Genomic DNA, 12,458 nt, shown 5'->3' with positions numbered 1-12,458 from the left:
CTGCTTTCTCGAGTTCGTTCACACGACACTAACCAACGGCCGACGGCCGCGAGTCCCCGACGCGGCCTAGTTCGCTCACAGCGTCACAGTCGCCGTAGAGCGGACGGTGCCGCAGGCATCACTGAAGACACCTGCGGCACCTGTACCACGATCAGACTTTGAGGACTCAGTCCTCGTCCTTCGACTTCTTGGCCTTCTTTTCCTTGGCCGGCTTCTCGTCCTTGGCCTCGGCAGCCTTGGCCTTCTTCGCCTTGGCGGGCTTCTCGTCCTTGGCTTCTTCAGCCGGAGCCTCGTCGGCAGCCTCAGCCGCAGCCTCGGTCTCGTCGGCGGCCTCGGCCTCAGCCTCAGCGGCGTCGGCGGCCGGGCCGAAGAATTCCGCGGTGTCGACCGCGTTGCCGTCGGTGTCGGTGACGGTGGCACCGCTGACGACAGCGGCGATGGTCATGCCGCGACGGATGTCGGCGAACATGGACGGCAGCTGGTTGTTCTGCTGCAGGATCTGGATCAGCTGCTGCGGCTCGATGCCGTACTGGCGGGCCATCAGGGCGATGCGCTCCATCAGGTCGCCCTGGCCGACCTTGACGTCCAGCTCATCGGCGATGGCGTCCATCAGCAGCTGGGTCTTGACGGCCTTCTCGGCGTTGGTGCGGGTGTCCGCGTCGAACTCTTCGCGGCTGCTGCCCTGCTCCTTGAGCTGCTCCTCGAACTTGGCCTCATCGTGGTCCAGTCCGTGGACCGCGTTGTGCACGGTCTCGTCGACGGTGGCCTGGACGATGGCCTCGGGCAGCGGCACCTCGATCTGCTCCAGCAGGGCCTCGACGGCCTTGTCGCGGATCTGCTCGGCCTGGCCGATCTGCTTCACCCGGCGAACCTGCTCGACGAGGCTGTTCTTGAGCTCGTCGATGGTGTCGAACTCGCTCGCCAGCTGGGCGAAGTCGTCGTCCGGCTCCGGCAGCTCGCGCTCCTTGACCGACTTGACGGTGACGGAGACCTGAGCTTCCTTGCCGGCGTGCTCGCCGGCGGCCAGGGTGGTCGGGAAGTCCTTGGACTCGCCGGCCTTCAGGCCGATGATGGCCTCGTCGAGGCCCTCGATCAGCTGACCGGAACCGATCTGGTGCGACAGGCCCTCGGTCTTGGCCTCGGGCACGTCCTCGCCGTCGACGGTGGCCGACAGGTCGATCGAGACGAAGTCGCCGTCAGCGGCGGCGCGCTCGACACCGGTCAGGGTGCCGAAGCGGGCGCGCAGGTTCTGCAGCTCGGCGTCGACCTCGTCGTCGCCGATGACGATCGGGTCGACCGAGATCTTGATGGCCTTCAGGTCCGGCAGAGCGATCTCCGGACGGACGTCGACCTCAGCGGTGAAGACCAGCTCGTCGTTGTCCTCGAGCTTGGTGATGTCGATCTCCGGCTGGCCCAGCGGCTTGACGTCGCCAGCGGTGACGGCCTCGCCGTAGCGGGCCGGGATGGCGCTGTTGACGACCTGCTCCAGCACCGCGCCGCGGCCGACACGGGCCTCGAGCAGCTTGGCCGGGGCCTTGCCGGGGCGGAAGCCGGGCAGGCGGACCTGCTTGGCCAGCTCCTTGTAGGCCTGGTCGAACTCGGGTTGAAGCTCGGTGAAGGGCACCTCCACGTTGATGCGAACCCGGGTGGGGCTCAACTGCTCCACGGTGCTCTTCACAGCGTTACTCCTTGTTTTTTGATACTTGTCATCAGTCGGTGGTCGGGGTGACAGGATTTGAACCTGCGGCCTTCCGCTCCCAAAGCGGATGCGCTACCAAGCTGCGCTACACCCCGTGCCTCGTCGCGGTCGCATTACCGCGGTCGAGATACTACGTCCTAGACACACGACAACCTCAATTGGATTGGCGGCCGCTGTCCCGGTACTGTCTGCCGGTACTGTGATCGCAGCAGTGCACGCGGGCGTAGCTCAATGGTAGAGCCCTAGTCTTCCAAACTAGCTACGCGGGTTCGATTCCCGTCGCCCGCTCCACCGGCGGCCCTGGTAGAGGCGTTACGGCGCCTCCGCCAGGGCGCAGACCTGGGACTTTGTACCCCGCCTGTACCCCGGTCGGGCTAGCTGCTAGTCCGTCTCACCGGCCCCATCGCAGCAGCAAGCCGCGCGGGTTGCACGTACAGGAAATCGATCAGCTGACCAACAAAGCGCTGCAACTCAGTGGCATCGTCGGTCGTTACCGGTTCGAACGCCTCACCATGCGCGCCCGCATTCCCGACCTTCCGGATGTGGTGCGCCCAGTCTCCGAAATTACGGAAGAGCGCACCTTCCTCTGCCATCTTCTCGATTCGGCTGTACAGGTCCCTCTGAGCCTTAGCGGTCTCACTGCCCTTTTCCGCGACAACCTGCGCGATGGCTGTTCGAAACATTGCGACCGCAGCATTCGGAGCTTCAACCGCGATGCAACGGGAACCTTCGTTGTATGCATCCGCTACCTCTGCCGGTACACCGGCGTCGGCAGGTACGTCGAAGCCAGGCATCGGCCACCAATACAGCCCCGTGGCCGCTCCTCCGTCGAGGGCCTCGATCACCACCGTGCTCTCTTTGCAGCCCTGGCATTCCAGGATCACCGCCCGCTCAACAACACGACGAGCTGCAAAGGAAATCTGCCGCCGCAGAATTTGGGTCAGTACCTGTGTGAACTGAGCTACTCGGCCGCAGCGACCACACTTTCCCGAAGGGTCAAGCGAGGTAGGCAGCGTGTCAGGATTCCGCTCGACGTCTTCCGCCGCCGCCTCATTGTCGCCCTCGGGTGCAATCGACTGACTCGCCATGTGCCGTTTGGCCTCTCGCATCGTAATGATCACGTGTGGGTGGACACTACAACCGGCGACCGACAAGACCCGCCTATTTGGGCTCGCGGCGTTATCACGTTGGCGGCGTGTCGGTTTCATGCTGGCTGTGAGACTCCTGTGACAGGAGTTACGCTGACGTCAATCGGTGCACTCTATACGCGGCGTGCCCGGTTGCATCGAACACCCGTTCCCCTACGTGGAATTGGCACAAGGGATGCACCCTTAAGGATGACGTTCGGAACTCCCCTGGGGATTCCGGGGAAGCGAGCTACAGGTGACAGAGACCGACAACACCCCGAAATCCAGCTGGCCTGAATCCGCGGAGAACCTGACACACACCCGCGATTGGTTCGGAGCGCCGGATCCCCGATTGCAGTGGATGGCAGACATGGCTGACACGACGACAGCAGGGATCGGCATCACGTTGGTGATAGCTGGCGGCGTGCTAAGCGGCACCGTTATCAGCGGCCCAGAGTTTTTCAAAAAATCCGGCGAACAATTCCGCAGCGGCTTCGACGAGGAAGACGCGAACGAAATCGGCGAACAACTGGCCGAGAGCTTCTACGACATCCCGGTAGATCAGATGAAGGCAGAAATCAAAGAACTCAGCGCAGCCTTCGAGAAGGGCGAACGTAGCGAGCCGCGTTGGCCGCTCGTGCGCCACATTCACCTCCAAGAAGCGCGCCTATCCATCCCCGGACAGGGGCACATGGAGCTGAACTACACGCGGGTGCTGCTGAGTCAAGTGATTGCCTGGTCCACAGGTACTCGGTCGTGGGGAAATCGCTAACCCCTCAAGCGAATGACATTGCCTCCCTGCTGAATTGGCGCTGAAACCGCCAAGGCACCCAGTGCGGCCATGTCGTCGGCGTGCGAGTCCTCGAAACAGGTGCGCGTAGACGTTCATGGTTGTGGTGACCTTCGCGTGGCCCATGCGACGGCTCAGCGCCAGCGGGCCGATACCGGCCGCAACAGACAAGCTCGCGTAGGTGTGGCGGAGCGAGTACACCGTTACGCCGTCCGGCAGGGTCGGCGGCGCCTGCCCCAAAGCGACCATCGCCTGCGCCGAGTTCTGCGCGGCTTGAAGCCGCGCGTCTGTGACCTCCTGCGTAATCCGGCCAAGCCCTTTGCACCCGTTGCGGTAGGTCAACCTGCCGCACCTCCGCGAGGACCCACGGGCCGTGACGCACGACGCACTGATGGGCATGATGCGGATGCTGTGGGTTGGGCAGTACGACCGACACGGCGACCTGCCGCAGTCCCCACTCCCTAATGTGCGACCGACCCTCGGCGGCTGCGCACCCGTTGATGCGCCTGGGATTTACCGCTAGCGGTAGATCTTCCTCAGGTCGTCGCCGAGCCGCCCCGCTGGCGAGCCGAGGCCAAGCAGATATCCCGCAACGAACCGGTAGCCGTATCCGGCATCGATGAGGTCTCTAATCGGCGGTTCGAACTTCGTCTTGAAGAAGGCGCCTCGTTGGTGATAGCCGTTGTAACCAGCAGACTCTAAATCGTCTAGGGCTTCGTGGATTTCGGCGGGCACGCCGGGGTCACGCTGGCCCGTTTCCAAGTTGATGGCATTCACCGCCGCCGCCCACCCCGCGATCTCTTCCTCCTTGTTTGCGGTCACGCCTAACCGCTGGCCGTCGGCGGCCCGCACCGCGTGTTCGAGCAAGTGCAGATCGGGCACATGCGCGAAAACGGGACCGCCGCGCGCGACGCGAGGGCTTCTGTTCGTCCCGATGTTGTGGTTCGCGCCATACGCGACGACCGCGGCGGGCTGGGCACCGAATTGGCTCTTGTTCGGGATGAACAGAGCGCGCCGCGGCCACGTGCTGTCCGCGTTGTCGCGAAGCCAGCTCGCGACGACGGCAGGTTCGGTCCCGAGCGGTGCCCATGCGTTCTCGATCGGCGGCATGTACAGAATTGTCCCAGCACCCTCCGACAAGGCCCGACGGAAATTCGCGCGTGTCGGTCGGTCGGGCTACGGCCCAAGCGGCAAAGACGGCGTGTTGGCCCGCAGAGATCCGCTCGACCCGCCACGCGAACCCGTGGAGCAGTTCGCGCCGGGATCTGCTGCGACTCGGCGCAAGTTGTCCAGAACCCATTCGTCGACCCTGACGGGGTATACCCGTCGTCGCGCAGATGACGTTGAACTGCGGCGGGTTCGTCGCTGTGAGCCTCTGAACCCGTCGCCGCAGCGCGGGCTTGATGCCACCTTCCACGTTGTGAACAAACGAATTTGCCCCATGCGGTGTATTCACTATTGACCGGCGGGCCAATTAATTACGTTTTCCAGTGCGCTGATTTCGCCCATTTCTGGGAGTTTCCTGCCAATTCAGTGCAAATTGCCGCAATGCCGTGTCAGCCGCGATTCTGAGCCAAAATATGCAGGTCAAAGCCAATCTGACCAACAAATCGGAAGACGCTGGCAAATATTTTTGCCAACCGAGTCGAGAGTTCACAGCGGCAGCGGTATAAATGCTCCGATGACCACGTCGATCACCCGATCAGACCGTCGAAACCGGCGGTCTATTGACGTGGGTTCAGAAGTTGCTGAGCGCACTTGGCGAGACCCGAAGCGATACCTGTGGCTACTGGTCCCGTCCGCCCCCGGCGCCGTGACCCTGTCCTGGCTGCTGGTGTGGACCACCCGGCTGCACGTCTTCTGGTGGACCGCACTGGTCGTGATTCTGGTCGTGGGGCCCGCCGCCGACCATCTGTTCGGACGGGAAACGCACGACCGCGCACCCGACCGCATCCTGGCGGCGCTGCAGCAGGACAAGTTCTACCGATTCGCCACCCACATGTTCCTGCCCACGCAGTACCTCGCGCTGGCTTTCGGCTGCTGGGTGTGGGCCGGCGGCGGCTGGGTCACGTTGACGTTCACCGACAAGCTGGGGCTGATGGTCGCGGTCGGCCTGTCCGGCGGCATCGCCAACAACGCCGCGCATGAATTGGGACACCGGCGCGACCGCGCCGAACGGTGGCTCAGCAAGTTGGCTCTCGCGCAGAGCTGGTACGGACAGTTCTACGTCGAGCACAACCGCGGGCACCACGTCCGCGTCGCGACGCCGGAAGACCCGGCCAGCGCCCGCTTCGGCGAAAACGTGTACTGCTTCGTCGTCCGGTCGGCGCTCGGCAGCACCCGCTCGGCCTGGCGGCTCGAAGCCAAACGCCTTGACCGGCAAGGCCATTCACGCTGGAGCCTGCGCAATGACGTCCTCAATGCCTGGCTGTTGAGCGTCGTCCTGTTCGCCGGGCTCGCTCTGTGGTTCCGGCCCGTGGTCCTGCCGTGGCTGTTCGGCCAGGCACTCATCGGCATCTTCCTGCTGGAAGGCATGAACTACCTGTCGCACTACGGGCTGCGCCGGCAGAAACTACCGTCGGGCCGCTACGAGCGACTGCGTGCCGAGCACAGCTGGAACAGCAACACGGTGATCATGAACGTGTTTCTGCTGCATCTGCAGCGCCACTCGGACCACCACACCGACCCGTCCCACCGCTACCAGGGGATTCGGCATGCCACGGAGGCACCGCAGCTGCCGAGCAACTACACCGCGATGCTGGTGCTGAGCCTCGTCCCGCAGTTGTGGCGCCGCGTCATGGATCCGCGCGTCCTCGCCATCTACGGCGGTGACGTCCGGCTGACCGCGCTGAGCCCGCGCCGGCTGAAACGGTTGCAGCTCGACGGCAGCTAGCGCTGCTTGCCGTACCCCTCGAACAGGTTCCAGGACTGACTGCCCCGCACCACGTGCAGGTAGTACGCGTAATTCGCGGTCGACATACCGATGGCGGCAAGACCGAATCCGATGGCACGGGCGAGGGAATCCGACACGTTGAGAACGACGAGTACCACCTCGACCGCGACGAAGATCCCGAGCAGCGTCAGCCCCTTGCGCCACATGCCCTTGACGAAGAAGTAGAGGGGGCCGAACAGGAACGCCAGGATGTTCGAGGTCAGCTTCACCCGCTCCATGAACGTCAGCGCCCGGTAGGCCGCCTTCGACTCGGGCGTCGAGTTCGGCAGGCCGTAGGTGTTGAAGAAATCGAACCGCTTCTGCCACGACGGGGACACCGTCAAACTGGGGAATTGCTGTGACACCTCATCGACATTAACGCCTGTGCAGTTTTGTTTGTGTGCTCGGGCGCCTAGCTGCTACCCGGAATCGGCCGCGCGACGCCGTTCGTCGTGCGAATGACATTGAACTGCGGCGGATTGGCGGGGGCTTCAGAACTCGCGGGCGCGGTCGCGGTCGCCGTAGGTGACGCGCTGGCGGTCGGCGCCGCGGTGCCCGGCTGGCTGGCAGGTGGCGTGTACTGCCTGGCGGGCGGCGTGTAGGTCGTCGGCGCCTGAGTGGTTTGTGTCGACGGGCCAGTCGGCGGTGCGGGCGGCGGGCTCGCGGGGGCGGTGGCCGTCGCGGTGGTGACCGGCGCCGGCGCGGGTGTCGCGGTTGCCGAAGACGACGAAGTGGCTGCAGGAGCCGAGGTAGCGGCCGGAGCCGACGTGGCGGCGCTCGTCGGGGCGGCCGGTTGATCAGGCGCGGGCGGCGGGATCTTGAATCCGGCAAGAGCCCCAATTCCTAGCAAGAGCAACAAGATGACGACTGCACCGACCCCGATGATCAACACCTTGCCGGTGTCGGTGTTGAACCATCGCGCCGGCGCTACTTCGGTATCGGTGTTTGCCATAGGTTCGGTCTCTGCACTTGTCATCAGTTGATCTCCTCCCAGCAGGGTGCCGGGAGCGTATCTCGCAAAGCAGCAGGTCGCGACTCGAGGCGAGACCATTTCCCCAGGTCGCAGGCATGTTCACAGGAACGTAACGAACGCACCCCGCGCCGAATGCAGCCGCACCCAAGCAATTTGCCAGCGCTTACGCAGGCGCCGTTTTACCGCGCCACCCTGAACACCGTCACCGGCCTGGTATGCGCGGGCCGACTGCCATCCGCGGTGAAGAGCGCGCCCCGTTCCAGCCGGCGCCGCATCGCGGCGAGCGGAATCGGCTCGGCTCCCGTACCGCCGGACAGGTGGAACAGCAGCTCGATCAGCGCGCAGACCTCGCCGGCCGTGCACCCGGCGCCGAACATCGCCGCGGCCGTCGCGGGGTCCGACAACAGCCGCTGCGACACCGTGGCCGCGGTGTCGCGGATCATCGCGTTGTGCCCGAACGGCAGGGCAGGCACGGCCTGCCCTTTGCGCACCACCAGCGCGTCGTCGCCGGCTTGTGCGCGCATCACATTCACCAGGGACACGGTGTGACCGCGCTCGTCGCGCAGCGGGTCGGACACCACGAGGGCCACGGTCGGCGGCCCGTCGATCGGCTCGGCATCGGCCCGGTCCCGCAGCGCTCGGTGTGCCGCGGCCACGACCGTCTCCCCCTTGGCGGCGTCGAGCACCACGCCGGGCAACGCCCAGTCCCCCTGATGCGGTTCGCGTTGCCTGCGCGCCAGGATGAGCCCCGGCTCCTCGCCGGGGCTCACCGCGAAGACGTCGACGCTCAGCCAGGTGGCCAGCGACTCAGCCATGACGCACGTCCTCCTCGCCGGCGGCGTATGCCGCCCAATCACGTCGCACGGTAGCGCGCACCTCGGCGAAGGACACGGGGTTGACGATGACGCCGTCCTCGAACACCGTCCGCATGGCGTCCGTCGCCTCTATGGCACCGGCAGCGCCCTGCACCAGGGTCAGCCGACCACGCTCGTCACGGACCACGGCCAACCGGCCCCGCGCGCTGCACTTGCCCGGATCGGTGACCGGTGCCTTCGCGATGTCCCGGCCGCGGCCGTCGACCTGTACCCAGGTGGCCTTCATCGCAATGGAGAAGGTGTCACGCGTGACGTATTGATATGTGTACGAACCGAATCCGAGCACCGGAGTGGTGGACACGTAGCCCTGCCCCATCAGGTTGGCGGTGATGGCGGCCGCCCGCTCGTGCGTGATCGAGTCGCCGTAGATGACGCCGATGTGCGGGTCCAGTTCCCGATATCCGGCAGCGTTGACCGTGCCGCCGAACACCTCCCACAGCAGGTTCACGACGCCCTTGTTCGCGGGGCTGCCGGCCGGCGCCTGCGGGTCGCCGCACAGGATGCGTTCGGGGTCACCACTGTCGGGGCGGATCACCACCTTGCCGTCACGCGCGGTGATCGCGTCTTTCAGCGTGGGCAGGATGCCGGTGCAGACGTGCCACAGGTCCCAGGTGTCGCTGACGATCGACACGATGCCGGTCGGATACAGGTCCAGCAGCCGGGCGAACGTGGCGACCTCGTCATCCTGGGTGCCGGCGCACATGACGCTGTGCTCGGTGGCCGGCACGCTGCCCCCGATGATCCCGGTTGAGCCCGGGTAGTTCCGGTCGATCCAGCCCAGCGCGGGCAGGCAGTCGGTCCCGGTGAACGCCAACAGGTGCGCGGCCCCCGATGCGGCGGCAGCCGCGCTGCCGGCCATGCCCCGGAAGGAGAAGTCGTGCCCCTGCCAGTCGACCGCGGCCGGGTCGGCGCCGCAGTCCCGCGCCCGAGTGTCCAGCAGAGCCCGGTTGCGCCACGCGGTGGTCGCCGACGTGATGGGCTGCCACAGCGCGGCCGACATCTCGGTCTCGATGTAGTTGGTCAGCCAGAAGAACTCGGGCGCGGTGTTCTCGACGGTCAGGTACGGGACGCCGACCGGCACGATGGTGCCCTCCGGCAGCGCCCGTACCCGCAGCGGCAGCCTGCCGTAGGCGTGCAGTTGCCGGATGTGCTCGGCGCCAACATCATTGGGCCCCAGCACCTGGGTGACGCGGTCGACGTAGGCCCGGCACACCTCGTCGATGTCAGCGGCGAAGAAGGCGCTCCACCGCTGGTTCAGGTCGCGCAGGTAGGCCTGCAGGCCGAAGAACGCGGTCCAGGTCACCCCGGGGATGCGGCTGCCGCGAGCGGTCAGGTTGGAGTAGACGTACTCGGTGCCGGCTGGGTACTGGCGGCGGTGGTCCAGCTTGTAGGCATCGGTGTCCATCAGGACATCCAGGGCCGCAATGGTTTCGGGCCGGTACGTGGTGGTGGCTTCGATGGTCATGATGAAGTCCTTCTGGTCAGATCAGCGTGGTCAGGGTGTGGGTGATGAACGGTTCCAGCGGTTGGACGTGCACGCCGCCGGGTGTGGCGCGGGAGTCGGTACTGGTGACCGAGGCGTAGCCGGCGAGGTTGTCCCGCCAGCGTCCGGTGAAGCAGCCGTGGCTGACCCACAGGTGCAGGGCCAGGTCGGGTCTGCTCGCGCGGATGGCATCAGCCAGCCCGGCGAAGGTGCCGCCACCGTCGCAGATGTCGTCGATCACCAGCAGGCGGCCGCGCTCCGGCAGACCTTCGGGAGCGACAAACCCTGACAGCTTCCCGGTGGCCGGATTCCGTTGCTTGCCAGCGACATACAGCGGCACACCCAAGCGGGATGCCACCTGTCCGGCACGGTCGCGGGCGCCCTTGTCGGGTGCGACGACACCGGCCCAGCTGGGGTGGTGCGCGGCGCCACAGCCGACCAGGTCGACGGATTCGATGACGGCGACGGCCGCTCCCCCGCGCCGGGCTTCGTCGGCCCAGACCGGGGAGTGCGGGTCCACCGTCACGATGTGCGCGACGCCGGTGGCGGCGGTGAGCCGGGCGGCGACGCGGGCGTCGTCGGTCGGGTCGTGATCACCGCGGGCCGACGGCAGGTACGGCGCGACCAGCACCGGGGCCTCCGCGGACTGGTTGCGATGGAACGCCGCCCATTGCCCGAGCGCGGCGTAATCGATGGCGCCGCAACGACTCCAGGCGACCGGGCGAAATCCCGCACCGAGCGGTGCCAGTTCACGGACTGCGGTGTCGCCGCCCGGGTAGCTGGTGACGATTCCGGGTGCGGTCGACAACACACCGCGTTCGATGTCGAAGACGTGGAATGTCAGGTTCATGACGACGACAGTAATAGATACGGACATTAATGTCCATATCTACGTGATGGCGGTCATCGGTAAGCTGCCTGCATGGAGTTCGTGCTCATCCTGATCGTCATCGCGGCCATCGGGTTCTTCCTGTTCAGCAGGCAGAGCAAGGCCAACAAGGCCGCCGCCCTGGCCAACGCGAAAGCCGATGCCCGGCGGGTCATCGAGATGCTCGGCGGCCAGGTGTTCAACCTGACCGGCACCGACGATGCCTCGCGCCAGGCCATGGCCGACGCATCCGAGCGCTACAACGCCGCGGCGTCGCAGATCGAGCAGGCCACCACGGCCCAGCAGGCGGCGTTCGCCAAGCAGAGTGCGATCGAGGGGCTGTACTACGTGCGCGCCGCCCGGACCGCGATGGGCATCGACCCCGGCCCGCCGCTGCAGGCACTGGCCGGCCAGCGCGGCGCGGGCGAGGTCACCGAAGACCGCCGAATCCAGTTCGACGGCAGGCAGATTCAGGCCTCACCGGGGCCGACGGCGGCGACGCCGAACTACTACCCCGGCGGACGGGTCGCCGGCCGCCCGGTGCCCGAGGGCTGGTACTCCGAGCCGTGGTGGAAGCCGGCGCTGGTGGCCGGTGCATGGGGCGTCGGCTCGGTGCTGCTGTTCGACGCACTCTTCGACGGCATGCACGGAGTCAATTACGGCGCACAGGGTTTCGAGTCCGGATACGGATCGGGATTCGACCAGGGCTACCAGCAGGGCCTCGACCAGAGCCAGTTCGCCGACTCCGGCCAGGGGCAGGACGTCAGCTGGAACGACAACAACGGCTGGGATGCCGGCGGCGGCAGCTGGGACTCCGGGAGCAGTGACTCCGGAGGCAGCAGCTGTGGCGGCGGTGGTTGCGGTGGCGGCTGCGGCGGTGGCGGCGACTAGCTCGCTGGTCCGTCACACCTGACAATCGGGGCACCAGAACAGGTTTCGCCCCTCCATCACCTCGGTGCGAATAGTGGCGCCGCACACGCGGCACGCCTCCCCCGCCCGCCGGTACACATAGGTGCGCGGCCGGTCCGCGGCGTAGGACGGCGCGCCGTGGTCATCTTCCGGACGCACGACGACGATCTTGCCGCGACGCACACCGACCTTCATGAGAGCGACGAGATCGGTCCACAGGTCGGCGAATTCGGACTCGGTCAGCGCCACGCCCGGCCGGTGCGGATCGATCCGGTGCCGGTACAGCAGCTCGCTGCGGTACACGTTGCCGACGCCGGCGATCACCGTCTGGTCCATCAGCATCGATCCGATTGACCTGCGGGACTTGCTGATTCGCGCCCAGACGAGTCCGGGGTCGGCATCGCGACGCAATGGGTCGGCGCCGAGCCGGGCCACGACATCGTCGACGCCGCCCTCGTCGATCAGCTCGCAGACGGTCGGGCCCCGCAGGTCGGTGCCGAATTCGGACCCGAGCATCCGCATGCGCACCTGCCCGACGGGTGCGGTCATCGGCAGCGGCTGTTCGGTGAACGTGCCGTACAGGCCGAGGTGGACGTGCACCACCGCGCCACCGTCGTAGTGGTGGAACAGGTGCTTGCCCCAGGCGTCGGCCTTACGCAGCACCCGGCCGCTGACGGCTGCCGCGGCACCGGAGAACCGGCCCTGCGGACTGCTGACCATCACCGGCGCCCGCCCGAAACGCTGCTGGTGCAGGCGGGCCAACCGGTGCAGGGTATGCCCCTCCGGCATGGGTCAGGCCTCG

At 66.3% G+C, this 12,458-nt stretch carries 13 protein-coding genes and 2 tRNA genes; 6 read left to right on the top strand and 9 right to left on the bottom strand.

The features are described from left to right. Positions 1 to 166: 166 nt before the first annotated feature. Positions 167 to 1,678, bottom strand: coding sequence for a trigger factor (gene tig, locus AC1U2B_RS25370; RefSeq protein ID WP_480218973.1), 1,512 nt, complete (start codon positions 1,676 to 1,678; stop codon positions 167 to 169). A gap of 39 nt (positions 1,679 to 1,717) precedes the next feature. Then, positions 1,718 to 1,794 (bottom strand) — tRNA-Pro (locus AC1U2B_RS25365). Between the two features lie 122 nt (positions 1,795 to 1,916). On the opposite strand from AC1U2B_RS25365, the gene AC1U2B_RS25360 reads away from it, so the two are divergent. After that, positions 1,917 to 1,990 (top strand) — tRNA-Gly (locus tag AC1U2B_RS25360). A gap of 83 nt (positions 1,991 to 2,073) precedes the next feature. Here AC1U2B_RS25360 and AC1U2B_RS25355 read toward each other — a convergent pair. Then, entirely contained in the window at positions 2,074 to 2,820 is a 747-nt protein-coding gene (locus tag AC1U2B_RS25355; RefSeq protein WP_480218972.1) for a DUF4145 domain-containing protein, read from the bottom strand. A 262-nt stretch (positions 2,821 to 3,082) separates the two neighbouring features. Here AC1U2B_RS25355 and AC1U2B_RS25350 point away from each other — a divergent pair, with 262 nt between their 5' ends. Next, positions 3,083 to 3,598: a GvpU-like protein gene (locus tag AC1U2B_RS25350; protein WP_480218971.1), complete on the top strand. Its 516-nt coding sequence runs from the start codon at positions 3,083 to 3,085 to the stop codon at positions 3,596 to 3,598. A gap of 537 nt (positions 3,599 to 4,135) precedes the next feature. Here the strand turns inward: AC1U2B_RS25350 and AC1U2B_RS25345 are convergent. Beyond that, complete coding sequence (locus tag AC1U2B_RS25345; RefSeq protein WP_480218970.1) at positions 4,136 to 4,726, bottom strand: hypothetical protein; 591 nt, start codon at positions 4,724 to 4,726, stop codon at positions 4,136 to 4,138. 622 nt (positions 4,727 to 5,348) lie between these two features. Between AC1U2B_RS25345 and AC1U2B_RS25340 the strand changes: the two genes are divergently transcribed. Beyond that, positions 5,349 to 6,509 carry an alkane 1-monooxygenase gene (locus AC1U2B_RS25340; RefSeq protein ID WP_480218969.1) on the top strand — a complete coding sequence of 387 codons (1,161 nt, stop codon included), beginning with the start codon at positions 5,349 to 5,351 and terminating at the stop codon, positions 6,507 to 6,509. Here AC1U2B_RS25340 and AC1U2B_RS25335 read toward each other — a convergent pair. After that, positions 6,506 to 6,913 carry a DUF2628 domain-containing protein gene (locus AC1U2B_RS25335; RefSeq protein WP_480218968.1) on the bottom strand — a complete coding sequence of 136 codons (408 nt, stop codon included), beginning with the start codon at positions 6,911 to 6,913 and terminating at the stop codon, positions 6,506 to 6,508. The two genes, AC1U2B_RS25340 and AC1U2B_RS25335, sit on opposite strands and share 4 nt — an antisense overlap. A gap of 87 nt (positions 6,914 to 7,000) precedes the next feature. Between AC1U2B_RS25335 and AC1U2B_RS25330 the strand changes: the two genes are divergently transcribed. Both AC1U2B_RS25330 and AC1U2B_RS25325 read left to right on the top strand, forming a co-directional pair. Then, the gene (locus tag AC1U2B_RS25330) at positions 7,001 to 7,150 is read left to right on the top strand and encodes a hypothetical protein (RefSeq protein WP_480218967.1); all 150 of its coding nucleotides are present in this window, start codon (positions 7,001 to 7,003) and stop codon (positions 7,148 to 7,150) included. Between the two features lie 15 nt (positions 7,151 to 7,165). Further along, positions 7,166 to 7,345, top strand: coding sequence for a hypothetical protein (locus AC1U2B_RS25325; protein ID WP_480218966.1), 180 nt, complete (start codon positions 7,166 to 7,168; stop codon positions 7,343 to 7,345). 355 nt (positions 7,346 to 7,700) lie between these two features. On the opposite strand, the gene AC1U2B_RS25320 is transcribed toward AC1U2B_RS25325, so the two are convergent. Genes AC1U2B_RS25320 through AC1U2B_RS25310 form a run of 3 tightly spaced genes read right to left on the bottom strand, consistent with a single transcriptional unit; the run spans position 7,701 to position 10,729 of the window. Next, the gene (locus AC1U2B_RS25320) at positions 7,701 to 8,336 is read right to left on the bottom strand and encodes an NUDIX hydrolase (protein ID WP_480218965.1); all 636 of its coding nucleotides are present in this window, start codon (positions 8,334 to 8,336) and stop codon (positions 7,701 to 7,703) included. Then, positions 8,329 to 9,861, bottom strand: a complete 1,533-nt coding sequence (locus AC1U2B_RS25315; RefSeq protein WP_480218964.1) for a nicotinate phosphoribosyltransferase — start codon at positions 9,859 to 9,861, stop codon at positions 8,329 to 8,331. The genes AC1U2B_RS25320 and AC1U2B_RS25315 overlap by 8 nt, the downstream gene beginning before the upstream one ends. 16 nt (positions 9,862 to 9,877) lie before the next feature. Next, entirely contained in the window at positions 9,878 to 10,729 is an 852-nt protein-coding gene (locus AC1U2B_RS25310) for a phosphoribosyltransferase family protein (RefSeq protein ID WP_480218963.1), read from the bottom strand. A gap of 72 nt (positions 10,730 to 10,801) precedes the next feature. On the opposite strand from AC1U2B_RS25310, the gene AC1U2B_RS25305 reads away from it, so the two are divergent. Further along, a complete protein-coding gene (locus tag AC1U2B_RS25305; RefSeq protein ID WP_043394319.1) occupies positions 10,802 to 11,638 on the top strand; it encodes a hypothetical protein in 837 nt (278 codons plus the stop codon). 12 nt (positions 11,639 to 11,650) lie between these two features. Here AC1U2B_RS25305 and AC1U2B_RS25300 read toward each other — a convergent pair whose 3' ends face one another. After that, the gene (locus AC1U2B_RS25300) at positions 11,651 to 12,445 is read right to left on the bottom strand and encodes an Fpg/Nei family DNA glycosylase (RefSeq protein WP_480218962.1); all 795 of its coding nucleotides are present in this window, start codon (positions 12,443 to 12,445) and stop codon (positions 11,651 to 11,653) included. Between the last annotated feature and the right edge of the window lie 13 nt (positions 12,446 to 12,458).

Source organism: Mycolicibacterium sp. P4_G11 (genome assembly GCF_056555145.1).
Note: the sequence above shows the minus strand (reverse complement) of the source record. Positions and strands in the feature narration are given on the sequence as shown.

Excerpts from the sequence above, each read along its gene's own strand:
- AC1U2B_RS25310 (WP_480218963.1), bottom strand. The coding sequence starts at position 10,729 with ATGAACCTGACATTCCACGTCTTCGACATCGAACGCGGTGTGTTGTCG.
- AC1U2B_RS25315 (WP_480218964.1), bottom strand. The coding sequence starts at position 9,861 with ATGACCATCGAAGCCACCACCACGTACCGGCCCGAAACCATTGCGGCC.
- AC1U2B_RS25320 (WP_480218965.1), bottom strand. The coding sequence starts at position 8,336 with ATGGCTGAGTCGCTGGCCACCTGGCTGAGCGTCGACGTCTTCGCGGTG.
- AC1U2B_RS25300 (WP_480218962.1), bottom strand. The coding sequence starts at position 12,445 with ATGCCGGAGGGGCATACCCTGCACCGGTTGGCCCGCCTGCACCAGCAG.
- AC1U2B_RS25305 (WP_043394319.1), top strand. The coding sequence starts at position 10,802 with ATGGAGTTCGTGCTCATCCTGATCGTCATCGCGGCCATCGGGTTCTTC.
- AC1U2B_RS25345 (WP_480218970.1), bottom strand. The coding sequence starts at position 4,726 with ATGCCGCCGATCGAGAACGCATGGGCACCGCTCGGGACCGAACCTGCC.